Annotated in this window: 21 protein-coding genes; 14 read left to right on the forward strand and 7 right to left on the reverse strand. The window is 58.8% G+C overall.

The window, feature by feature from the left end; genetic code table 11:
- Nucleotides 1–6 precede the first annotated feature (6 nt).
- A complete protein-coding gene (gene lptF / locus AC5S27_RS14260; RefSeq protein ID WP_493935233.1) occupies nt 7–2,403 on the forward strand; it encodes an LPS export ABC transporter permease LptF in 2,397 nt (798 codons plus the stop codon).
- A gap of 30 nt (nt 2,404–2,433) precedes the next feature.
- On the forward strand, nt 2,434–4,185 hold the full coding sequence (locus tag AC5S27_RS14265; RefSeq protein WP_493935234.1) for an ABC transporter ATP-binding protein: 1,752 nt from the start codon (nt 2,434–2,436) through the stop codon (nt 4,183–4,185).
- 5 nt (nt 4,186–4,190) lie between these two features.
- On the opposite strand, the gene AC5S27_RS14270 is transcribed toward AC5S27_RS14265, so the two are convergent.
- The 5 genes from AC5S27_RS14270 to AC5S27_RS14290 form a co-directional block, all read right to left on the reverse strand.
- A complete protein-coding gene (locus tag AC5S27_RS14270) occupies nt 4,191–4,970 on the reverse strand; it encodes an SDR family NAD(P)-dependent oxidoreductase (RefSeq protein WP_493935235.1) in 780 nt (259 codons plus the stop codon).
- Nucleotides 4,971–5,012: 42 nt separating this feature from the next.
- On the reverse strand, nt 5,013–6,065 hold the full coding sequence (locus tag AC5S27_RS14275; RefSeq protein ID WP_493935236.1) for a site-2 protease family protein: 1,053 nt from the start codon (nt 6,063–6,065) through the stop codon (nt 5,013–5,015).
- A 37-nt stretch (nt 6,066–6,102) separates the two neighbouring features.
- Nucleotides 6,103–6,876 (reverse strand): RING finger protein, encoded by a 774-nt coding sequence (locus AC5S27_RS14280; RefSeq protein WP_493935237.1) that lies wholly within the window; start codon nt 6,874–6,876, stop codon nt 6,103–6,105.
- Between the two features lie 85 nt (nt 6,877–6,961).
- Nucleotides 6,962–7,369, reverse strand: a complete 408-nt coding sequence (locus AC5S27_RS14285; RefSeq protein WP_493935238.1) for a PIN domain-containing protein — start codon at nt 7,367–7,369, stop codon at nt 6,962–6,964.
- Between the two features lie 8 nt (nt 7,370–7,377).
- Nucleotides 7,378–7,611, reverse strand: coding sequence for a type II toxin-antitoxin system VapB family antitoxin (locus tag AC5S27_RS14290; RefSeq protein WP_493935239.1), 234 nt, complete (start codon nt 7,609–7,611; stop codon nt 7,378–7,380).
- A 110-nt stretch (nt 7,612–7,721) separates the two neighbouring features.
- Here AC5S27_RS14290 and uvrB point away from each other — a divergent pair, with 110 nt between their 5' ends.
- The 10 genes from uvrB to AC5S27_RS14340 all read left to right on the forward strand — a co-directional run bounded on the left by uvrB (nt 7,722) and on the right by AC5S27_RS14340 (nt 17,141).
- Nucleotides 7,722–9,713: an excinuclease ABC subunit UvrB gene (gene uvrB / locus AC5S27_RS14295; RefSeq protein ID WP_493935240.1), complete on the forward strand. Its 1,992-nt coding sequence runs from the start codon at nt 7,722–7,724 to the stop codon at nt 9,711–9,713.
- Nucleotides 9,714–9,858: 145 nt separating this feature from the next.
- Nucleotides 9,859–10,251: a response regulator gene (locus tag AC5S27_RS14300; protein ID WP_493935241.1), complete on the forward strand. Its 393-nt coding sequence runs from the start codon at nt 9,859–9,861 to the stop codon at nt 10,249–10,251.
- 59 nt (nt 10,252–10,310) lie between these two features.
- Entirely contained in the window at nt 10,311–10,748 is a 438-nt protein-coding gene (locus tag AC5S27_RS14305; protein ID WP_493935242.1) for a ribosomal maturation YjgA family protein, read from the forward strand.
- Between the two features lie 8 nt (nt 10,749–10,756).
- On the forward strand, nt 10,757–10,972 hold the full coding sequence (locus AC5S27_RS14310) for a DinB family protein (protein ID WP_493937315.1): 216 nt from the start codon (nt 10,757–10,759) through the stop codon (nt 10,970–10,972).
- Nucleotides 10,973–11,107: 135 nt separating this feature from the next.
- Entirely contained in the window at nt 11,108–13,195 is a 2,088-nt protein-coding gene (locus AC5S27_RS14315; protein ID WP_493935243.1) for a heme lyase CcmF/NrfE family subunit, read from the forward strand.
- Entirely contained in the window at nt 13,195–13,692 is a 498-nt protein-coding gene (locus AC5S27_RS14320; RefSeq protein ID WP_493935244.1) for a cytochrome c-type biogenesis protein, read from the forward strand. Before AC5S27_RS14315 ends, AC5S27_RS14320 begins: the two co-directional genes overlap by 1 nt.
- Before the next feature lie 9 nt (nt 13,693–13,701).
- A complete protein-coding gene (locus AC5S27_RS14325) occupies nt 13,702–13,986 on the forward strand; it encodes a hypothetical protein (RefSeq protein WP_493935245.1) in 285 nt (94 codons plus the stop codon).
- Between the two features lie 52 nt (nt 13,987–14,038).
- Nucleotides 14,039–15,376, forward strand: a complete 1,338-nt coding sequence (locus AC5S27_RS14330) for a carboxypeptidase regulatory-like domain-containing protein (RefSeq protein WP_493935246.1) — start codon at nt 14,039–14,041, stop codon at nt 15,374–15,376.
- A gap of 464 nt (nt 15,377–15,840) precedes the next feature.
- On the forward strand, nt 15,841–16,341 hold the full coding sequence (locus tag AC5S27_RS14335; RefSeq protein ID WP_493935247.1) for a DUF4149 domain-containing protein: 501 nt from the start codon (nt 15,841–15,843) through the stop codon (nt 16,339–16,341).
- Between the two features lie 26 nt (nt 16,342–16,367).
- A complete protein-coding gene (locus tag AC5S27_RS14340; RefSeq protein WP_493935248.1) occupies nt 16,368–17,141 on the forward strand; it encodes a hypothetical protein in 774 nt (257 codons plus the stop codon).
- Between the two features lie 326 nt (nt 17,142–17,467).
- On the opposite strand, the gene AC5S27_RS14345 is transcribed toward AC5S27_RS14340, so the two are convergent.
- On the reverse strand, nt 17,468–18,187 hold the full coding sequence (locus AC5S27_RS14345; RefSeq protein ID WP_493935249.1) for a sterol desaturase family protein: 720 nt from the start codon (nt 18,185–18,187) through the stop codon (nt 17,468–17,470).
- A 191-nt stretch (nt 18,188–18,378) separates the two neighbouring features.
- Between AC5S27_RS14345 and AC5S27_RS14350 the strand changes: the two genes are divergently transcribed.
- Both AC5S27_RS14350 and greB read left to right on the forward strand, forming a co-directional pair.
- Nucleotides 18,379–19,275 carry a GntR family transcriptional regulator gene (locus AC5S27_RS14350; protein WP_493935250.1) on the forward strand — a complete coding sequence of 299 codons (897 nt, stop codon included), beginning with the start codon at nt 18,379–18,381 and terminating at the stop codon, nt 19,273–19,275.
- An 89-nt stretch (nt 19,276–19,364) separates the two neighbouring features.
- A complete protein-coding gene (gene greB / locus AC5S27_RS14355; RefSeq protein ID WP_493935251.1) occupies nt 19,365–19,955 on the forward strand; it encodes a transcription elongation factor GreB in 591 nt (196 codons plus the stop codon).
- A 367-nt stretch (nt 19,956–20,322) separates the two neighbouring features.
- On the opposite strand, the gene AC5S27_RS14360 is transcribed toward greB, so the two are convergent.
- A complete protein-coding gene (locus AC5S27_RS14360; RefSeq protein ID WP_493935252.1) occupies nt 20,323–22,233 on the reverse strand; it encodes an alpha-amylase family glycosyl hydrolase in 1,911 nt (636 codons plus the stop codon).
- Nucleotides 22,234–23,154 lie beyond the last annotated feature (921 nt).

The following is a 23,154-nucleotide window of genomic DNA, read 5'->3' on the forward strand; positions in this document are numbered from 1 at the left end:
ATCTCTGTGCGCATTCTCAGTCGGTATATACTCGGCGAAATCACCTCTCACGCCCTCATTGGGTGCGCACTCTTCACGTTTATCCTCTTCATGAAGCCGTTGCAACAGATACTGGACGCCGTCGTCCGGAACAGCTCCAGCTTCACCACCGTTCTCCAAATCTTCCTCTTCACCCTGCCCAACACCTTCCTCGTCACCATCCCAATGGCTGTGCTGGTCGGCGTCCTCCTCGGCCTGAGCCGCCTCGCCGCTGACTCCGAAATCACCGCCATGCGCGCCTCTGGATTCGGCATCTGGTACTTCGTGCGCGTGGCCGCTGTCGTTGCCATACTCGGCACCGCATTCGGCCTGGTCAACTCGCTCTATGTCATCCCCAAAGCGAACCAGGCCATCCTGTCGATTCAGAGCGAGCTGGCAACCTCCCAGGCATCTTTCGAAATTCAGCCGCGCGTCTTCTACGAAGACTTCAAGAACACCGTCATCTACGTCCAGAACGTCCGCGACGGCGCAGGCGCATCCAACTGGCAGAATCTCTTCATTGCCGACGTCAGCGACCCGACAGCGCCGCGCATCACCACCGCCGAATCCGCCACCGTCGTTGAAGATCGCGGCCAGGGCCTGCTCATCCGCCTGCGCAACGGCTCCGAACACGAGACCGTCGCCAATCAGCCCGGCCAGTACAATATCTCCACCTTCACCCAGACCGACCGCCCACTCGTCTTCAGCCCGCAGAGCGACGTCCACCTCGGCCGCATGGACACCCCCCTCTACGCGCTCGGCAATTCAGAACTCCTGCAGTTAGCGCACGGCCCAGATGGCAAGCATTACTGGATCGAATTCCACCGCCGCCTGGCCTTCCCTGTCGCCTGCCTTGTACTCATGCTGATCGGCGTTCCGCTCGGCACAGCCTCACGCCGCGGCGGCAAAAGCAGCGGATTCATCTTCACCATCCTGCTCGTGCTCGCCTACTATCTGCTCTCGAACTTCGGCATCGCCTGGGCCAAGCAGGGCCGCCTGCCGGCCGCTGTCGGAGTCTGGCTGGCCAACTTCGTCTTCGCCGCAGCGGGCATCTTCCTACTCAGCCAGATGGCCACCGGCGGCAACGTCCTCAACGCCATCACCGGCTGGTTTTCGCGCACTCCCAAAGCCGAAGACATCGACGAAACCAACTCCAGCCAGATCGCCGAAGTCGCTCCCATCTCGGACCGTGGCTGGCGCAATGCCGTCCGTGCCCGCTACCGCAGAAGATTTGGACCACAACTGAGTAAGACGCTCCACCGCTTTAAACCCCGAGGCTTCCCGCTCATCCTCGACGAGTACGTGCTGCGCGAATTCCTGAAAATGTTCGCCATGATCCTCTCCGGCTTCGTCATTATGATGCTCGTCTTCACCTTCTTCGAGCTCATCGGCGACATCCTGCGCAACCGCATCCCGCTTTCGACCGTAGGCGCATACCTCGTCAATCTGGCGCCCTCCATGCTCTACCAGATCACGCCGCTCAGCGTGCTCATCGCCGTCCTCGTCACCTTCAGCCTGCTGAGCCGCAGCAGCGAAATCATCGCCATGAAGGCCACCGGCATCAGCATCTACAGGCTCGTCATCCCGGTCCTGGTCATCGCCGCGGCCCTCGCCGCAAGCCTCTTCGCCTTCGATCAGTACTACCTGCCCCAGGCCAACCTCAGGCAGGAAGCCCTCCGCAACATCATCAAAGGCCGCCCCGCCCAGACCACCCTCAACCCCGACCAGAAATGGATCTTCGGCCAGCAGCATCCCGGCGAACCCGGCCGCATCTTCTACTACCAGTTCTTCGATCCCGACCAGAACGCCTTCGCCAACCTGAGCCTCTTCGAGTTCGACCCGACCACGTTCAAACTCACTCGGCGCATCTTCGCCTCGCGCGTCGTCTGGGACGACAAGGCCCACGCATGGAACTTCGAAAACGGCTGGCAGCGCAACACCAGCGACGCTAACATGCTCAACTTCCGCGAATTCCAGACCGCCACCTTCGCCGAAGTTCATGAAGAGCCCGGCTACTTCAAGAAAGAAAGCCTGCAATCGCAGGAGATGAACTTCGGCCAGCTCGAACACTACATCAGCGACCTGCAGCAGAGCGGCTTTGACACCATGCGCCTGCGCGTGCAGCTCTATCACAAGCTCGCCTATCCGCTCGTCACCATCATCATGGCCGTGCTGGCCATCCCCTTCGCGCTCTCCATGGGCAAGCGCGGCTCACTCACCGGCGTGGCGGCAGCCATCGGCATCGCCCTCAGCTATTGGGTCGTAGCTGGTATGTTCGACGCCATGGGCAACGTCAACTACCTCCCATCAGCCATCGCCGCGTGGACCCCAGACATTCTCTTCGGCCTAACCGGCGGCTACCTGCTCCTCCGCACCCCAACCTAACGGCAACCCACCGCCCGGTACAATGAAACTATGCTTCGGGACCTGAAACCGCTCTTTCGCTACATGGCGCGCTACCGCTGGGGATACCTCTGGGGCACCCTCGCGCTGATGGCCACCAACGCCATCTACGTGCTCGTGCCCAAGGTCATCGAGCAGGCGATCAAGGACCTGAACACCTCCGCCACCCGCCAGAAAATCTTCTTCTACGCCGGCATCCTGGTCGGCATCGCACTGCTGAAAGGCGTCTTTCTCTACGCGTCGCGGTGGATCCTGATCGGCATCTCCCGCGAGATCGAATTCGACCTCCGCAACGATCTCTTCAAGCAGCTTGAAAAGCAGGACTCCGGCTACTACCAGCGCTATCGCACCGGCGACATCATGGCCCGGCTGACCAACGACCTCAGCGCCGTCCGCCAGCTCCTCGGCCCCGCCATCATGTACAGCGCCAACACCATCCTCTTTTCGGTCGGCGCGCTCTTCTTCATGCTGCACATCAGCCCCTGGCTCACGCTGGTCGCGCTCGCGCCCATGCCCGTCGTCAGCATCCTCGTGCAGTACTTCGGCGCACGCATTCACGAGCGCTTCGAGCGCATCCAGGCGAGCTTCTCCGAAATTACAGCAGCCGCCCAGGAAAACTTCTCCGGCGCCCGCCTCATCCGCGCTTTCGCCCGCGAACAGTCGCAGATCGACTCCTTCGAAAAGGCCAATCAGCAATACATCAAGCGCGCCCTGCGGCTCGTGCAACTCATGGGCATGCTCTGGCCCACGCTTGAATTCGTCCTCGGCGTATCGATGGTCATCACGCTCTTTGCCGGTGGCCGTCTCGTCATCGAGCACAAGATTCCCGTCGAGAGCTTCGTCGCCTTCAACTTCTACATGATCCTGCTTACCTTCCCCATCATCGCCGTGGGCTGGGTCATCAACCTCTTCCAGCGCGGCACCGCATCCATCAAGCGCCTCGACGAAATCCTGCGCTCCGAGCCCACCATCGACGACCGCGACGCCGACCCATCCATCCCCGCCGACCTGACATTGCGTGGCGACATCGAGTTCCGCCACCTCAAATTTTCCTATGGCGATACCAAGATCCTCTGCGATATTTCACTCACCATCCCAGCAGGCTCAACGCTCGCCATCGTCGGCCCCACCGGCTCCGGCAAATCCACACTGATCGGTCTCATCCCCCGCCTGCTCGACGTCCACGAAGACACCCTCTGGATCGACGGCCGTCCAGTCCGCAGCTATCCATTGCACACACTGCGCAGGAACATCGGCGTAGTCCCGCAGGAGACCTTCCTCTTCAGCGAAACCATCGCCGAAAACCTCTGCTTTGGCGCACCTAACGCAACACGCGAAGAGATGCTCGCAGCAGCAGAAGCCGCCCATATTCGCACCGAATTTGAAGAGTTCCCGCTAGGCTTCGAAACGCTCGTTGGCGAGCGCGGTCTCACCCTCTCAGGGGGCCAGAAGCAACGCAGTTCCATCGCCCGCGCGCTCCTGCGCCACCCCCGCATTCTCATCCTAGACGACGCTCTCGCCAGCGTGGACACCTACACCGAAGAGCGCATCCTGCAAGGCCTGAAGAAATACTCCAAAGACAGCACCACCATCCTCATCTCGCATCGCATCTCGACAGTCCGCGACGCCGACCAGATCGTAGTCCTATCCCACGGCCGCATCATCGAACGAGGCACCCACGACCAGCTCCTGCTCAAAGGCGGCTACTACGCCGGTCTGCACGAAAAGCAGCTGCTGGAAGAGGAACTTTCGACAGCAAGTTAATCGAACTACATCCACCCGCCATCCACAATCAAGCCCTGCCCGGTAATCGCGCTGCTGTCATCCGCCGCCAGAAACAAGCCCATCCGCACCACTTCCTCCGGCGCCAGGTGCCGCTTCAACGCCTGGCTCGCCAGAATCTCGGCAGTGTATTCCGGGGTCAGCACAAGCCGCCGCTGTTTCTCGGTCACAATCGCTCCAGGCAGCAGGCAATTCACGCGGATGTTATGCACCCCAAGCTCATGCGCCAGCGTCCGCGTCAGCCCCAAAATCCCGGCCTTCGCCGTCACATACACCGGCAGCCCCACCGAAGGAATCATCCACGCAATCGAGCTCAAATTCACAACCGAACCAACACCCGAAGCCCTCAACGCCGGAATCGCAGCCTGCGTAGCAAAAAACTGGTGCCGCAGGTTCACCGCCATGCATTGATCCCAGAACTCAGGCGTCACGTCCTCAGTCTTGTGCCGCTGATCGTTGCCCGCATTGTTCACCAGTACATCAAGTCCACCCAACGCTTCCGTCACATGCGCCACAGCATCTCGCACCGCCGCAACATCCGTCATATCGCAGTGCAGATAGAGCGGCTCAACACATCCAGCCGCTGCCAATCGCTGCGAAAGCGCCGCACCAGCCTCGTCCTGAATGTCAAGAAAAGCCACCCGTGCACCCTGCTCAGCAAAGCCCGCAACGAACGCCTCGCCGATCCCCGTAGCCCCACCGGTAATGAGGACTCGCCGCCCATGCAGGCTGGGATAGCTGGCATATGGATTGGAAGAAATAGTCATGAAGAGAACACGCTCGCGAAACAAAATAGGAACGCGACCAGTTTATCGCCCGAAGCTCATAGCCTGATCCGCCAGCGTATTCGGCACCGCATGCAGCATCACCGCCAGCCCCACCAGTAGCGCTCCATAGTAGACCAGCGTGCTCCAGTCCGACTGCACCGGCTGTCCTCTGCGGAAGAGCCTCCACACAAATCCTGCGCCCACCAGCAGAAACAACCCATCGCGGCAATAAAACCAGAGCCCGCCGGTCAGCACCAGCAACGACGCACACTCCACCACGTTGAGAGCGTCGGCTGCCTTGCCACCGTCCAGCACCCAAACCGGGATCAGATTCAGCACATTGATAAAAGCCCCGGTACGCGCCAGCGCCGCCCACATTGGGTCGCCCGTCTTCGTGTAAATCAGGAAGCACACCGCAGAAGCAATCCATCCCGCCAGCGGGCCAGCCAGCGAAATCTGCGCCATCGTCCGCCGCGTCACACCCAGCCCGCTCCAGCGCACATAAGCGCCCATGCCCGGCAGAAACACCGGCATATCCGCAGGCAGCCCGCGCCGCTTGATGTCGATAAAGTGACCCATCTCGTGAATCAGAATGCAGGCCGAAATCCCCAGCCCATACCGCCACCCAAACAGGCCCACATACAGCGCAATGTAGATCCCAAAGCTGAAGAGAAACTTCAGCTTGAAGACAAAGAACAGTGCACTCTTCAGCTTCAGCAGCAGCAAAGCCACCGGTCCAAACGGCCCCAGCTTCTTCACCCACGCAGGCGGCGGAGCCTTTTGTTTTGGAGCCGGAGCCGCATTCGGGTCAACCGCTTGCGGCCCAGCCTCAGCCGCCAGCAGAGCCTTGATCCGGTCATGCACCCACTGCGCCTGCTTCGCATCCGGCGGAATCAGCGTCAGCGAATATTCCCAAAGCTCCCGAGCCTGCGCCAGCAAGCCACGCAACTCCAGCGCACGCGCATCCTTGGCCAGCTGGTCCAGCCGCTCTCCATGCACCAGCGCCTGGCACTGCGGACACGCCAGCGACTCCAGCGGCAGTTCCGCCTCACAGTTAGGGCAAGTTCGTATCGAAGAATGCGTAAGCGTAGACAAGATCGTTCCTACTCTATTCTAGCGTCTTATCACGGCGTTACGTTTCCGACACGCGGTACGGCCCGTCGACGTAAATCATTTTGCGACGTGGAATCCAGTACGCGACACGCATGGACGCCACGAGCATTCCCACAAACCAGGAGCCGACGATGGGTAGCAGTAGAACTTGCGGAAAGGGCGAGATCAAAGCCATCCAGAGTTCTCTGATCACAGCCGGAATATGGCCTAAATACCTGTCGTGCGACTGATCAAGACCTGCGGCGCTCGAACCGTCCGCAGGTTGCGAAGGCAAAGAAAATAGCCGGCTATGCTCATGAGAATGGCGAGAAACGTCAATCATCTGAATCGGTATACTCGCCAGCGCAACAGCCAGGTAAGTGAGAACGGCTGCGAGAATCTGATAGCGCTGCCCTCCCAGATTCCCAGACGCTTTCAACAGCGCCTTGCCGGCAATCCATGCGATGAAAAAATAACAAACGAATTCGTATCCCGCCGCGAAGAAGGTTGTCGCTGTAAGAATTGCAATCCCAACCGATACCGTAGCGGTGCTGAACAGGGCTGTCCGCACGCCAGCCCACCGTGTGCTGCTGACTAAGCTTTTATTTTCCCGCTCCGCGCATGATGAACAAGCCATTTGCCCATGCACCCGGAAGTAGTTTTCGCGGATGCGTTCTGAGCAAATCGCGCATATTTCAGTCCCTGGAATATGGCTGAGCTCTGCAGTCTTGAACTGCGGATCCCGGCTTGCCGCCGATTCCACTTTCAGAATCGAGAGCGCCTCGGACTCTTCTTCTCCGTATAGATCAAGCATGGCTGTGCGCTGAGATTAGCACGACTCCGCGCGACGTTCTATATTGGTCCGCCGACGAACTTTCCTCTGGGTCAGATAAGCCAAGCTACTTGGCCCCACGGATAACTCCAATGCACCGCTTCAGAGCTTGATCGTTCGTAAGGATAGACCATCCGCGCTGATCTGCCACGGCACAGATCAGAATGTCGACTGGTCCGCACTCCACACCAAAGCTGCGACAGATGTTGAATAGACGAGCCGCATTCAGATAGTCCGGCGTTGCCAAAGCTTCGTCTGGAAAGGAGCTGAGCGCCTGGCTTAGCCTGTCGAACTGAACAGACTCTCGCACGCCCGAAAGAATCTCCTGACGAATTGGGCCGATGATCACGACGCGCCCATCACGAATCGCATCAGAAAGCGATTGGGCTAGCTGCTGCTCCTCTGTACTGAGAGCGATCATAGATCTACGCCGCAGAACCAGAGACCAGATGCAGGTGTCCACCAGGGTCTTCACAGATATGCCTACTGGCCAACCTCGACCGCATCGAGTTCCACGCGATCAAGTCGACGCCCCTGTTGGTAATCGTAAGCAGGATCGAAATCAATCGTTCCAAACAGGTCCAGAATCTCCAACTGCTTACGCCGCTGAATATATTCCTCCAGTGCCGCCGTGACCGCTGCTTTCTTGGTCAAATGCCGGCCAACCTGCCGCGCTTCTTCAATAAGCGAATCTTCAATCGCGAGATTCGTCGCCACGCATCACCTCAATGTGTAGAGTATTACACATCGTTGAGTGTGAAAATCAACACAGACTCTAGCATTGAGTCTCCTTCGCCTAAGATTCGCCTTTAGGCTATACTTGTTACATGGACTTTCAGCTCGTGACGCCCTATCAGCCCAAGGGAGACCAGCCCCGGGCCATCGAAGAACTGGTACAGGGCATCGCCGCCGGCGAGCAGCACCAGGTCCTCCTCGGCGTCACCGGTTCGGGCAAGACCTTCACCATGGCCAAGGTCATTGAAGAGCTCAACCGCCCCGCGCTCATCCTCGCGCACAACAAGACCCTCGCCGCCCAGCTCTACAACGAGTTCAAGCAGTTCTTTCCCTCAAACGCCGTCGAGTACTTCGTCAGTTACTACGACTACTACCAGCCCGAAGCCTACATTCCCTCCGGCGACCTCTACATCGAAAAAGAAGCCACCATCAACGAAGAGCTGGACAAGCTGCGTCTCTCCGCCACCCGTTCCCTCTTCGAACGCCGCGACGCCATCATCGTCAGCTCGGTCAGCTGCATCTACGGCCTCGGCTCGCCGGAAGCCTACTACGGCATGCTCCTGCTGCTCGAAAAAGGCCAGCGCATCCACCGCAACGACATCGTCCGCCGCCTCGTCGAAATCCTCTATGAGCGTAACGACCACGACTTCCGCCGCGGCACCTTCCGCGTTCGCGGAGACGTCATCGAAATCTTCCCCACCTACGACGAACTCGCCTACCGCATCGAGCTCTTCGGCGACGAAATCGAATCCCTCTCCCAGATCGACCCGCTCTTCGGCACCGTCAAGCAGAAGTACTCGCGCCTGCCCATCTACCCCAAGAGTCACTACGTCGTACAGCCCGAGCGCAAGGCCCAAGCCGTCGACACCATCGTCGCCGAGCTCACCGAGTGGGAAGCCGAGCTCGAAAAACAGGGCCGCATGGTCGAGGCACAGCGCATCCACCAGCGCGTGCGCTTCGATCTCGAAATGATCAAGTCCATGGGCTACTGCCATGGCATCGAGAACTACTCGCGCCACTTCTCCGGCCGCCTACCCGGCGAACCGCCGCCGACCCTGCTCGACTACTTCCCCCGCGACTTCCTGCTCTTCATCGATGAATCCCACGTCACCATCCCCCAGGTCCATGGCATGTGGCACGGCGATCGCAGCCGCAAATCGAATCTCGTCGACTACGGCTTCCGCCTGCCCTCGGCCATGGACAACCGTCCGCTCAAGTTCGACGAGTTCGAGAACCGCATCCACCAGACGATCTACGTCTCCGCCACCCCCGGCCCCTATGAGCTGACCAAGGCCTCAGGCGTCGTCGTCGAACAGGTCATCCGCCCCACCGGCCTCGTCGATCCCGAAGTAGAAATCCGCCCCGTCAAAGGCCAGATCGACGACCTGCTCGGCGAAATCCGCGATCGCGTCAAAAAGAACGAACGCGTCCTCGTCACCACCCTCACCAAGCGCATGTCCGAAGACCTCGCCGGCTACTACACCGAGGTCGGCGTCCGCTGCCGCTACATGCATTCCGAAATCGAAACCCTGGAGCGCATCAAGATCCTCGCCGGCCTGCGCAAAGGTGAATACGACGTCCTCATCGGCATCAACCTCCTCCGCGAAGGCCTCGACCTCCCCGAAGTCTCCCTAGTCGCCATCCTGGACGCCGACAAGGAAGGCTTCCTGCGCTCCACCGGCGCCCTCATCCAGACCATCGGCCGCGCCGCGCGCAACGTCGAAGGCCGCGCCATCCTCTACGCCGACAAGATGACTGACTCCATGCGCCGGGCGATAGACGAAACCGACCGCCGCCGCGAAATCCAGCGCGCCTACAACGAAGAGCACGGCATCACGCCGCAGTCGATCCTGAGCAAACTCGACAACTCCCTCGCTGCCATCCTCAAAGCCGAATACGGCGACCCGCTCGAAGAAGCCGCCGAAGGAGTCCCCGAATTCAAGTCGCAGGCTGACATGGACAAGTATCTGGAGGGACTGGAAACCCAGATGCGCGAGGCTGCCAAGAAGTTTGAGTTCGAAAAAGCCGCCAAACTGCGCGACACCATCAAAGACCTCCGCACAAAGGAGTTCCTGATCGGCTGAACGATCTCTACTTGAACGTTTTACTTCCCCCGCGCGTCCGGGCAACCATTGGGCATTCTCTTACATCCCAATGAAAAGTTGCAATTTTGGACGGGGAATGCCGAGACAAAGATTGATGCTAAGTTTGGTTCGGTCGCGGGCACACATGGACATAATTCTGCTGGTGGATGACAATCCACTGCGCGCTTCACTACGGCAGTCCCTTTTGGAAGGATCCTCGTCGACCGCGGCGCGTGGAGTAGTCCGTGCTCTGGATGCAGCCGAGGCATTGTGTCTTGTCGAGTCGCCTGAGTTCGCGGAGGGCTTGTCCCTCGTTGTAACCGGCCATGTCATGACCGGAATTTCGGGCCCTGAATTCGTAGCTGAATTTCGTTCGCGCATGCCGCAGGTTCCTGTTCTGGTGTTAAGCGCCACACCGGAAGTCGAATCTCAATATGCCGGAATAGAACACGTCTTCCACTCCCAGACCACATCTCCCGATGAGTTGCGCACGCTGGTGCGTCAGCTCCTCTCCATCGGCCAGAGGCAATCCGCTTGAGCAGGCCGTACCCACGCTAGTCCTGGCGCGACGCCACTCGTGTCGGTAGAGTTAGCTTCATGAATCGTTCTGCCACAAGCGGCAAGAGAGTGCGCAGATCTCCGCGCATGTCGATGCTGGTTCTGGCCTTCCTCACGATCGCAGCCGGGCTCGCACTGCGCAAGCTTCCAATGGGCTTACCTTTTCCGCTCGTGAAATGGGGCGGTTCGGTCCTCTGGGCAGCAATGGTTTATTTCCTGCTGGCAGCCGTCCTGCCTCGGCGTCGTCCATCCCTCATCGCTGCGATTTCCGCCGTCGTAGCGGGCTTAGTTGAACTCTCCCGCCTCTACCATTCCCCAGGGTTGGACGCCTTCCGCCTCACGCCGGCGGGAATCCTCCTCCTCGGCAGAGTCTTCGACCCATGGCATTTCGCCGTCTACGGGGCGTCAATAGCACTTACCTGCTTGGCCGACAGCAAAATTCTTCGTCCGAAATTTGCCAAGACTGACATATCCTGATCCCGCAGATCCCCAGCCGAGCCGCCGCCCTCACCGGCTTCCTCCGCACCGCGCTCGAAACCGGTCGCGTTCCCAAATTCAAGCCCGACGCCTGGGCCTTCGTCGGCTATCTCATCGGCCATGAAGCCCGCCACCGTGGCCAAATGACCCAGCTGGCCCGCCAACTCGGCCACCCCGTCTCAAAGGGAGTCAACTTCGGCCTCTGGCAATGGGGCGTTCGCTAGCAGTCAATCCTTAGGAGGGCGCAAGTCGCATCGATTTTCCGTAGGATGAGATCAGGCTGCGTCAGCGCGTTGTGAGCGCCGGTTGCTGGTGCGACAATGATAGATGTGGCCTGATCCTTGGAGTCTTCCTACCCTATGGCAGCATTTGGCAGTTTTGCGCTTCTAATCGCTCTGGTCCTGGCGTCCTACAACCTCATCGCCGGAGCCACAGCGTTGCGTCTCATCGCAGTCGGCAAACCCGCACGGTTCTCCCCGGAACGCATGGCCGAGACCGCCCGCCGCGCCGGCATCGCAGGCTTCTTCGCCGTCTGCGCCGCAGCCTTCGCAATGATCTGGTCCGTCTTCCACAACGACTTCTCCATCGAATACATCGTCGAACACTCCAACATCGCGCTGCCCACCCCCTACAAATTCGCAGCCATGTGGAGCGGCCAGGAAGGCTCACTGCTCCTCTGGGTCGTCCTGCTATCGACTTACGGCCTCGTTCTGCGCCTTCGCCATAAGATCGACGTCAAGCTCCACGCCTACGCCGGCACCATCCTCGCAGGAGTCCAGGTCTTCTTCCTCCTGCTCGTCACCTTCGCCACCCACCCCTTCGCGGGCGTTCGCGGCGGCATCGTCCCGGCAGACGGAAACGGCCTCAATCCCCTCCTCCAGTATCCCGAGATGGTCATCCACCCGCCGATGCTCTACCTCGGCTACGTCGGATTCACCATCCCCTTCGCCTTCGCCCTCGGCGCGCTGATGATGCGATACCCCGGCGAAAAATGGATCCACATCACCCGCCGCTGGACCATGCTTACCTGGATGTTCCTCACTATCGGCATCTTCCTCGGTATGCACTGGGCCTACGCGGTCCTCGGCTGGGGCGGCTACTGGGGCTGGGACCCCGTCGAAATCGCCTCGCTCATGCCCTGGCTCACCGGCACCGCCTTTCTCCATTCCGTCATGATGCAGGAGAAGCGCGGCATGATGAAGAGCTGGAACGTCTGGCTCATCTTCACCACCTTCATGCTGACAATTCTCGGCACGCTGCTCACGCGGGCGGGTCTGGTCAGCTCCGTACACGCCTTCGCCCAATCCTCCATCGGCCCCTGGTTCGTATGGTTCCTCGTTCTGACGATGGCCGTCTGCCTCTTCACCTACATCCTCCAGCGCGACCACCTCAAGACCGAGCATCGCCTCGAATCCCTCGTCAGCCGCGAGTCCAGCTTCCTCTTCAACAACGTCGTCCTGCTCGCCGCCTGCTTCGCCCTGCTCTGGGGCACGCTCTTTCCCGTCTTGTCGGAATACGTGCAAGGCACCAAAACCACCCTCTCCGGCGCCTACTACGTCCACGTCGCCGTCCCCATCGGCATCTTCCTCCTGCTCCTCACCGGCGTCGGACCACTCCTCGCCTGGCGCGCCAGCTCCTTCCGCAGCCTGCGCAAGAACTTCATCCTTCCCGGCGTCGCCTTCCTCGTCACAGCCATCGTCCTCACCATCGTTCTGGCCAACGGAGGCACCAAGCCCTGGGAAGACGAAGGCGTCTTCTACTCGCTGATGACCTTCTCGCTCTCAGCCGCCGTCGCCACCGCCATCACCTCAGAATTCCTCCGCGGCGCAGGCGTCATCCACCGCCAGACGGGCAAGAACTTCCTCTCGTCCATGATCCTGCTCGTCCGCCGCAGCACCCGCCGCTACGGCGGCTACCTCGTCCACTTCGGCCTCGTGGTCATCTTCATCGGATTCGCCGGATACGCCTTCAACCGCAGCGTTGAAATGCCCATGGCTCCCGGTGACAAGCTCAACATCGGCCCCTACACGTTGAAGAACCTCGGCAACACCCAGGAATCGAACGCCAACTACGACACCGAGTTCTCTCTGCTCGACGTCTACCAGAACGGCAAGAAGGTCCTCGACGAGCCTATGGCTCCCGAGAAGCGCGTTTACGCCTCCAACGGCCAGCCGCAGACCATCGTCGCCAACCACTCCATGATGCGCTGGGACCTCTACGTCGTCTATGAAGGCCGCAGTACCGAAACGGGTCTGCCCATCATCAAAGCCTTCCTCAACCCGCTCGTCATGTGGATCTGGGTCGGCCTCGCCATCGTCGTCTTCGGCACCCTGGTCGCACAGATCCCCAGCATCCAGCCCCACCGCGCGGCAGTTGCAGTCCCTGCCAAGCCCGTCGGTATACCCGGAGCAACACCGGCCACCAGCATGGCCCGGAGTGGAGATTAATGCATATTCGAAGACTCCTTCCCCGGCTCGCGCAAACGTTGCTCGTAGTAGCCATCGTAGGCATCACACTCGGCGCCACCGACCCCGAGTCGCGCTTCAACGACCTCGGCCACAAGATGATTTGCCAGTGCAGTTGTAGCCAGGTCATGCTGGAGTGCAACCACGTCGGCTGCCCCGTTTCGCCGGTCATGCGCAACGAGCTCTCGGACGGCATCTCCAAGGGCATGAACGACAGCCTCATCCTGCAGAGCTTCGTCCAGAAATACGGCGCAGTCGTCCTCGCCGCGCCCACGACGGAAGGCTTCGACCTCCTCGCCTGGATCATGCCCTTCGCCGTAGCGTTCGCGGGCCTGCTCGGCACCGTGCTGCTAGTGCGTCACTGGGCCAAGCAGCAACCGACATTGGCCACGCAAGCCGCGCGATCCAAGAATCCGGCACAGGCACGCTTTGAAGATGACATGCGCGAGCGCATCCGCCGCGAAACGGACACGGAGTAAGGGGCAGCAATGACAGAATCCACAGGCATCATTCTCGGCGGCATCCTGGCACTCGTTCTCTTCGCCTACGCCTTCTGGCCCGAAAAGAACGCAGCCGTCCAGCGGCAGAAAACCCGCCTCGACTTTCTCGAAGAGTTGAAAGAGCAGATCTACACCAACCTGCGCGACCTCAACTTCGAGTTCCAGGCCGGCAAATACCCCAAAGAAGACTACGAAGTGCAGCGGACCATTCTCGAAAAAGAAGCCGCAGCAGTACTCGCTGAGATGGATACCCTCTCCGCGCCAGCTCGCTAGAAATAAGCGCCACCAAGACAAGCAGTCCAAAGAAACGACGAGGATCGACACGTTGACACGCTTCAGCACTTTTACCTTGCAGGCAGCGGCACTCAGCCTGCTTGCGGCAGCACCCTTCGCCTTCGCCGGAACCATCAACGGCACCGTCACCAACAAGACCACCGGCAAAGTCTCCTCCGGCGACAAGGTCACCCTGCTCAGCCTCTCCGCCGCGCTCGATGAAGTTGGCACCACCAAGACCGACGGCTCCGGCCACTTCAAACTCACCACCCCGTCGGAAGCTCCCTATCTCATCAAGGTCGAGCATCAGAAGGGCGCCTATTTCAAGAACGTCCCGCCCGGCACCACCCAGGTCGAAATCACCGTCTACGACGTAGCCAGCAAGGTCGAAGGCGTCTCCACCGAAGCCGACGTCCTCCGCATCGAGGCCGAAAACGGCCAGCTCAAGGTCACCGAAAACTACTTCGTGAAGAACATCTCTTCCCCGCCCCGCACCGAGTCCAACGACCACGGCTACGAAATCGTTCTCCCCTCCGACGCCACCCTCGAAGGCGCAGCCACCGTCGGCCCCAGCAACATGCCCCTCGCCGCCACCCCCGACCCGGTCCAGCCCAAGGGCCACTACGCCTTCAACTTCCCAATCCGCCCCAACGAAGGCGAAAGCGGGACGCGCTTCCAGCTCACCTACCACCTGCCCTACAACGGCAGCTATAAGTTTTCGCCTAAGCTCATGCAGAACGCCGATAACGTCGCCATCATGCTCCCCAAGAGCATGAAGTTTGAGCCCGGCGCCGGCACCAGCTACACCTCGGTCCCCGACGACCTCAGCATCCAGACCTTCCTCGCCCGCAACATCAAGCCCGGCCAGCCCCTCGAATTCACCGTAGCCGGCACCGGAGCCATGCCCCGCGACACCCAGGCCGGCCCTCAAGGCCCACAAGGCGGTCCAGGCGCAGCAGGCGGCCCCGGAGCACTGCCGGCAGGCGACGACACCGCCAGCGGCCCCGGCGGCAAACCCGGCGGCGGCATGGCCAACCCCATCGACACCCCTGACCCCCTCAACAAATACAAGTACTGGATCCTCGGGGCACTCGCCCTGATCCTGGCCGTTGCCGCAGCCTTCCTCCTGCGCAAGCCAACCGGAGTAGCCGCCACCACCGCAGAAGCCATCCCGCAACCCGGCATCTCCAACGCAACCTACACCCCAGCCCCGGCCTTAACCCCAGCCATGACCCCAGCCACCAAGAGCCAACTACTGCTCGAAGCCCTGAAAGAAGAACTCTTCGCCATTGAAAGCGAAAAAATAGCCGGCAAATTAAGCCCCACAGAATACGCCGACCTGAAATCAGCGTTAGAAACCGTCCTGCGTCGCGCCCTGGGACGCGAATAAGCAGCTAGTTTTTCTAAGAATGGCCGCCAGATACTAGCCACATCTTGGAGTTCGAAGATGAAAGAAATAAGCGTTCTAAAACAGAAGCCTGCGATCGTGGGTATGGCTCTTGGTTTAGTCCTGGAGTTCTTTCTAGTTCCGCTCAAGAGCCATCCCCTGTCAGTCCAGAATGAAGGACTGATTGGGATGCTGCTAAGAACGGAGAATTTCTATTACGCCTTGATTGCTCCACTCGTCGTGTGGTGGTGGTTCGCTAGATTTTTTAGAGGACGAACTTTCAACTCCGGACAACTGGGAATGATGTTTTTTCTGTTCGGATTTTACGTATCGTCTGCGGTAAGAGCGATAGCTGTAGTCGCATTTCAAGTCTGGGCTCACACGACTGGAACATAAGGTCGATTCACGCAAATGACTTTGATTGTGGCCAGACCGACCAGAATGGCGAAACCGAGAGGAGCATCAAAATGAAGACCGTAATCCGCACCCTTCTACTCTTCTCGCTGATCGTCTGGCTCGGCGCGGAAACCTTCTTCCCCGTAGTCGCCGCCGTCACCTTCACCACCCTCGCGCCAGACACCCACGCCGCCGGACAAATCGTCGGCCAACTCCTCCGCATCCTCCACGGCACGGGCCTGGTCTGCGGAACAGTCCTCATAGCCCTGCTGGCCCTCTCGCCCGCCTGGGGCATCTTCAAGCCGCGCCTGGCCCTCGCCTCAGTCTGCCTCGTCCTCGCCATGATCGGCCTGACAGCCTACTCCCAATACGGCATCATCCCCGCCATGGAACGCGACCGCCAGGCCGCCGGCGGCGTCATCGACGCAGTCCCCAAAGACGACCCCAACCGCGCCCACTTCGACACCCTCCACAACCGCAGCACAAAAGTAGAAGGCGCAGTCCTCCTCCTCGGAGTAATCGTAGTCATCTTAAGCGCAGGCTCCACCAGCGGCACCCTGGGCCGCGACTAGCCCGCATAGGCTGGTATAAAGAAAAAATGTTCGGACTCCTGAAGCCAAAGCTGCCCGTCTCCGCAGAGGAACAGAAATGGATCGATAGCAGCTTTGTTCGTCTGGCCAGTCTTCTCGGCTATGAACGCATGTTGCAAGGAGTGGTCGCATTGCCAAACGCCGATCACTTCCCCGACCCCTACGATCGTTCCGAAGAATCTCTCGAACGAATCTTCGTCCGCGTTGCCGACGCGATGGACGTCGATGCCAGCGAAATTGAAATCACACTCTTTCAATCCGAAGGCGAGACGATAAAAAGCCTCATGCCCTTCTACTCCGGTAGATCCAATGGCGCAGCTGGACTTTATCATCACGACCCTACGAGCAAACCTCGCCTTTCCTTCAACAAAGCACAACTCAAAGACCCGATGTCACTCGTCGCCACAATAGCCCATGAATTAGGCCACATGATCCTCCTACGTCCCGGCGTGGTCGATCCCCGCGAGCCGGACATGGAACCACTCAACGATCTCCTGACAGTATTCCTCGGCTTCGGAGTTTTTACGGCTAACTCCGCCTTTCGCTTCCAGCAGTTCACCGATACCAATTCTCAGGGCTGGTCGACTAACCGGCAGGGATATCTCACAGAGGAACAGTTCGGATACGCCTTGGCGCGCTTTGCGCTGGAACGAGATGAAAGCAAGCCCGCATGGGCCCCCTACCTGGCCACCAACATCGCCGCTTATTTTAAGCGCTCTTCAGCATGGCTCATCAACAACCAAATAGGAAAGCTCATGGCGGATGAGCTTCGGAAAATTTAGCATTTTGTTTGTACCCTCCTCGCACAAAAAACCACGCGTTGCCGCAACTGCCCGACCCACCAGCTGTTCCAGCAGTTGCTGAGACCGTTGCATCGGTCTTACTTGTTGTCATTCCCGAAGGGAATCTGCTGTTGCCCTTGTTGTAATCCTCAACTCCACAGATGCACTCTCCCATCCATTGCCTATGCTGTTGCGACAAGAATTCAGCGAATGGAGCAGGCGTCAGACCAAGTTTCATGAAGCACCGTTTTCCACCCATTTCTCCGGCAACTGTGCTTATCGCTTCAGGGGCATGGTCTGACGTTGCAAGCGGCCGCTAGAATCTTTCAATATTCATCTCGAAAGGCCAGCATCCCTCCCAGGTTCCGCTCATGCGCGTCAGGGAACCCACATTGTGGAGCGAAGGCATCTGCCTCTCGAAACGTGCCAAACAAACGATCCCACAAAGTGATGTCTCCGTAATTGAACCCGTGGACGTCCAATTGATGATGGACCGAATGATGCTCAGGCCTCTGTAGTACGTATCCGACCCAGTGCGGAGTGCGAAGGTTACTGTGATAGAAATACTCACCTAGTACGGCGAACACATTGAACCAAGCCCCCGCAGCAGGAGACGCTCCAAGCAACGAGAACATCATCGCGCTCGCAATCATGGAGTCGGCGGCTATCTCAATGGGGTGCTTGTAGAATGCCGTTAACAGTTCAATCCTCGCCGGACTATGGTGAACTTGATGACAGACTTGCCACAGAAATTTGCATTCATGCCGCGCACGGTGCCACCAGTAGAAAATGAACGTACCAAGAAACCAACCAATAAATCCTTGCAGTATCGATGGGATCGATTTTGAAATGTGAAAGAGAGACCAAGACTGCAGCCAGCGATTCCACGCGATCCCTGCCAATAAAACTATTCCTATCTGGCAAAGATTAAGAAAGGCTGCCCTGGCATACCATCCAGGTACTTCCGGCAATTCTCGGCCTGGAAGAATCCTTTCGATGACGAAGAACAACAGCGTAGCGGCGACGATTATCAAGAATGGGAACATGCTATCTCCTCGATCGCGAAGATGCGATGCACTGAGGCTAGGAGAACGGTGTCATCGGAAACACCGGGGAGGTGACAGTTTCGCAGACTGTCACAGCGTCAGTTCCATCCATTCAACTGGAGAGCACCTATCTGTATATGTAACCTTCCGCTCCCTTGGCATATCGAGACGGAAGACCCGAGGCAGGCCCGATGAAGATTGTACTGAGTAAAAAAAGTGAGGTTCCTCTACGGCAACAGCTCGCTGAGCAGATAGTGTTCCTCATTACTACTGCCCAGCTTCGTGCTGGCCAGGAACTTCCTAGCGTTCGCGCGCTGGCACGACAAAGCGATGTGCATCACAACACGGTGAGCGAAGCCTACCAGGACCTCGTTCGCCGAGGTTGGCTCACCCGCCGTCATGGATCTCGACTGGTAGTAAGGACAGGATCGGGCTCGCCACTGGGCCTGCCGCATGATCTTGATGAACTGATCAATGACAGCATCGAACGTGCCAGAAAGATGGGCTACACCTTGCAGGCACTGAGACAACGCGTCCGTGAACACCTCTTGGCTCAGCCACCGGATCACGTTCTCGTCGTAGAGCAGGAGCCGGGTCTAAGAAAAATCCTGGAAGCAGAAGTTCGCGAGCGATTGGGTTGGTCCTCGGAGGGCTGCTCCCCTGAGGAACTCACAACAGAACCAGGTCTGGCCATCGGCGCTCAGGTGCTGGTCGCAAATCACCTTGTTGAAGAGATGAAGCCATTCGTATCGCCATTTTGGCCAGCGATCGGGGTAGTCTATTCTCGCGCGGACGAGCAGGTCGATCTCATCCGCAAACTACAGAGTGCGTCGGTTATCGCAGTCGTATCGGTGAGTGAGAGCTTGCTGAAGACGGCTCGAAGTTTCCTCGCCCCTGAACTTGGAAGCCACCATACCCTGAAAGAGAAATTGGTCACCAGGGAAACCCCCATCACTCTGGGCGCAGTGGATTTAGCATTCTGCGACTCAGTTACGATTCCCCTTGTCCGCTCACGCCACAAAGCTCACTACAGGCTAATCGCCACGGAATGTCTTGAACACATAGCGACAGCCCTTACCCGGGATTGATACAACGAGCACCCGGCTAAAAAGTCTCAGAGCCGTTATCCGCCTTCATTGAGAGAAGCTGCTTGAATGGATGCTGGGATAATAACGAAATGCGAAAAGGCTATACCAGAAGACCCCAGGATGACTCGCCAGCAGTACCGGTCAAGAACTACATCACACCCGGCGGACTCGAGCGCCTGAAGCAGGAACACCAGTTTCTCCTCACGAAGGACCGCCCCGCAGTGACCGAGGTGGTAGGCTGGGCCGCCAGCAATGGCGATCGCAGTGAAAACGCCGACTATCAATACGCCAAACGCCGCCTGCGCCAGATCGATGGCCGCATCCGCTTTCTCTCCAAGCGGATCGAAGCGGCGGAAGTAGTGGATCCGGAAGCTCCAAGATCCGGCCTGCGCGCCACCAAGGCATACTTCGGCGCAACCGTGCTCTACGCCAATGCCGCCGGAGAGGAACGACAGGTCAGCATCGTTGGAACCGACGAGGTCGACCTCGACCGCAACCACGTCAGCTGGCAATCGCCCCTGGGCCGCGCGCTCATGCGGTCATCGGAAGGCGACACCGTCCTTCTCGAAGCCCCAGGCGGCAAAGAACCCCTCACAGTACTCGAAGTGCGCTACGAGCGAATCGAGGTCGAACCGTTCCGTGAGCCCCCAGGCTCCTATGACGCCACAAGACAGTCATAAACCCGAATCGCCGCCCCCGTGCCAGGGCAAACAAAGTGAGCCCTGATCAACGTCGTCTTGTTCACCGGCCCCACATGCGCGCCTGTCGTTGTCTTTACCTTTCTTGTTGTCATTCCCGAAGGGAATCTGCTCTTGCACTGGTCACAATTCCCAACCCCACAGATTCAATCTCACGCCTTCATCGTGTCGAATGTTGCGCAGTTCGATTCGCTGAAACTGGCAAACACTCTGGCACCAACCTGCCGTCGATTCGTAGGAGACGACGAATCATATTCGAGATTGTTTCGGGATCCTGATGCCGCCTTCGCGACAAGTCGCCCGCGTCGTTTTGCCGTTGGCAACTCCTTTTTCGATCTGCCGATGCATCTCAGCGAACGGAGAACAGTGTGAAGGAATCCGCGGGTACGATCACTTCAAGCCTTCCATCTTCCAGTTTGGCTTGGCCGCCATCGGCCGGCGCCAGCGGCTCAAATCGGCCGCAGCCAGCCAGTGCCGTGGCGAATGTTGAGATAGTCAGAGTACGTGGGGACAAGCTCTTGTTAACCACAGCCAGAACCGCATCTTCCGGCACGCTGGGATTGCATCCTTTGAGGCTGGCGGTACGCGCGAATACCATCGCGGTGTCATCCGCGAAAAGATCCTGCTGGGCGGCGCCTTGCAGAACAGGATGACTCTTGCGAGCGGCCAGCAGAGCAGAGGTCCAGGCAAACGTAGACTGCTGATCCGGAGTACGCGTGGAGGCCGAAAAAGCAGACGGCGGCGCGTCAATTCCATTGGCAGGAAAACCACCCGGAAAATCCCCACGGTTGTCAGGATCTTCTCCGCCAGGCATGGCGATTTCGTCACCAGAGTAGAGTTCCGCCGCGCCGCGAAGAGTGGCCATCAGCCCCAACGCCTCTTTGAGGCGAGGCAACGAGCCATGAGCTTCGGTGAAGAAACGCGTCTGGTCGTGGTTGCCAAAGAAATGGACGAGGCGATCCGGGTGAGGGTAAAGCGAGTCTTGACGAAGGATCGCGCTCAGCTCCGTCATGGGTTTGTCATGGGCCAGAACGTCTCGAACCGCGAAGAAGACCGGGTAGTCAAACGGCGTGTCAAGACCGGTATCAATTCCCTCATGCTCTCTGCCACCGGCGAAGAAGGAGGTAAGGACGGGATCTTGATACAGCACTTCGCCCACCGTGGTCAGATGCGGAAAGGCCGCATGCAGTGCGGCGTGGTAGTCGTGCCAGAAGGGGCGGCCGACCCAATGGAACGTGTCGAGTCGGATCGCGTCCAGCTGTGCGGTTTCGACCCACCACAGCGCGTTCTGAATCAGGTATTGCGATACCAGCGGGTTCTCCTGATTCATATCGGGCATAGCATCGGTGAACCAGCTGTCGGTGATGGGAGTTTTACTGGCGGCCGGAGCGTGCGGATCAATCAGGTTGTAGATGTCGCGATCGTAGTCGAAGTTCGGTCCACCGAGTTTGGGATGATTGGCCAAGGTACCGTGAAACCAGTCCGGCGCCGGTGGATCGAGCACCCATGGATGCTGTACGCCAATGTGGTTGGGAACCAGGTCGATGATCAGCTTGATGCCGTGAGCATGAAGAGAAGCGGAAAGCTTCTTATACTCCTCCAAGGTGCCGAAATGCGGATCGACCGCGTAGTAGTTCGTGGCTGCGTAACCGTGATACGACTCTGGCATGGCGCCGTTGTCGTACACCGGCGTGGTCCAGAGCGCGGTGACGCCAAGAGACTGCAGGTAGTCAATATGCTGCCTGATGCCGGCAAAGTCGCCCCCATGCCAGCCGCGCGCCTTCGTGCGGTCATAGCCGTTAGGACTGGAAGCGGGCCGGTTGTTGGAAGGATCGCCATCCGCGAAGCGGTCTGTCATGACCAGATAAATCACGTCGCTGGGATCGAATCCACGATGGGCGTCCGCCGGTTCAGTGCGTGGCTTCAGCAGAAATGGATGTGCGGCGCGACCCTCTCCATTGGCCGCCACGATTTCAATCGTCTGCGCCTCGGCTGCCGCGGTCTTGAGCCAAAGGAAAGCCCAGTGACCGTTAGGTGAAACCTGGGTGCGCTCAACTTCGACTCCATGCGCCTGGATGGATAACTTGGCATGGTCGAGTCCGGTTCCATGGACCAGCAGCATGGGATTGGGGAGCTGGATGAACCAGTCAGGAGGATCAATCGAATCGATGACAGGCTTTTCACCAAACAGCAGCGCTGCAGAAGGTGACAGCAGGAGCGATATCAGGAGGCGGCGAAGGGTAGACGGAATGACTCTCATGAAGGACCTCTGCAGTTACTTTTGGACTGGAAGAGAAGTCTGCAACCGACGGTGAGTGCCTGATGATTCACCATGCGGCCGTGGATCGCAGCTCCGCGAAAATTGACTGTAGTAGTACAGAATCGCGCGTAAGACATGCCTCGAGAGATGACTGCAGCTGTTCACGGCAGGGCATATGACTCCAAATATATTTGGTCAGAGGCTTTACCGAGGACAAACCGGCCACTTGCCTACTTGCCGGTTTGTCCGGGTAGAAATCCATCGCATAAAAGATACACGACGCGCTGATTTGCCACGCAGCGTCGTTGCCGAGGATGCGAGGCGGCGTGGTAGAAGCCGGTGGCAATCCAGGCCCCCAACTGCAGGTTCTCGCCGCTGGGGTGGTTGGGCGCTTAAGGTGGGAGTAACAAATGCCCGCCCGTCGTTGCCTTTGCTCTTCTTTCTGTCATTCCTGAAGAGAATCTGCTGCTGCACTTGCTGTACTCCTCAACCCACAGATGCACCCTCGCCATGCAAAGCACGAACCGGAGGGAGCAGTGGCGTTCAGGCCACTGAATCCAGCCCAAACAAGAACACCGACGAGGGGCCTCGACGGCCCCGAGCCGTCAGTCGCAGTAGAAGCTCCCCGTCCCCGTTAGCATCTGTCTTTCTGGCCTTCATTCCCGCAAGCAGTCCACCGGGTGCCTCACCTTTGCCGACGCAATCCGGGCCCCCAACCAACAGGTCTTAGTAGTTGGGGCGAGCAGATGCGGTTAAGGTGGGAGTGGCGAATGCGGCCTGTCGTTGCCTTTGCCTTTCTTGTTGTCATTCCCGAAGGGAATCTGCTGTTTCCCTTGTCGTAACAATCAACACCTCACATTTGAGTCCTACACATTACTTGTATCCATTGTTGCGAAGTAACCGGAGCGGGGAGGCCACGTT

Source organism: Acidicapsa borealis, from assembly GCF_059115245.1.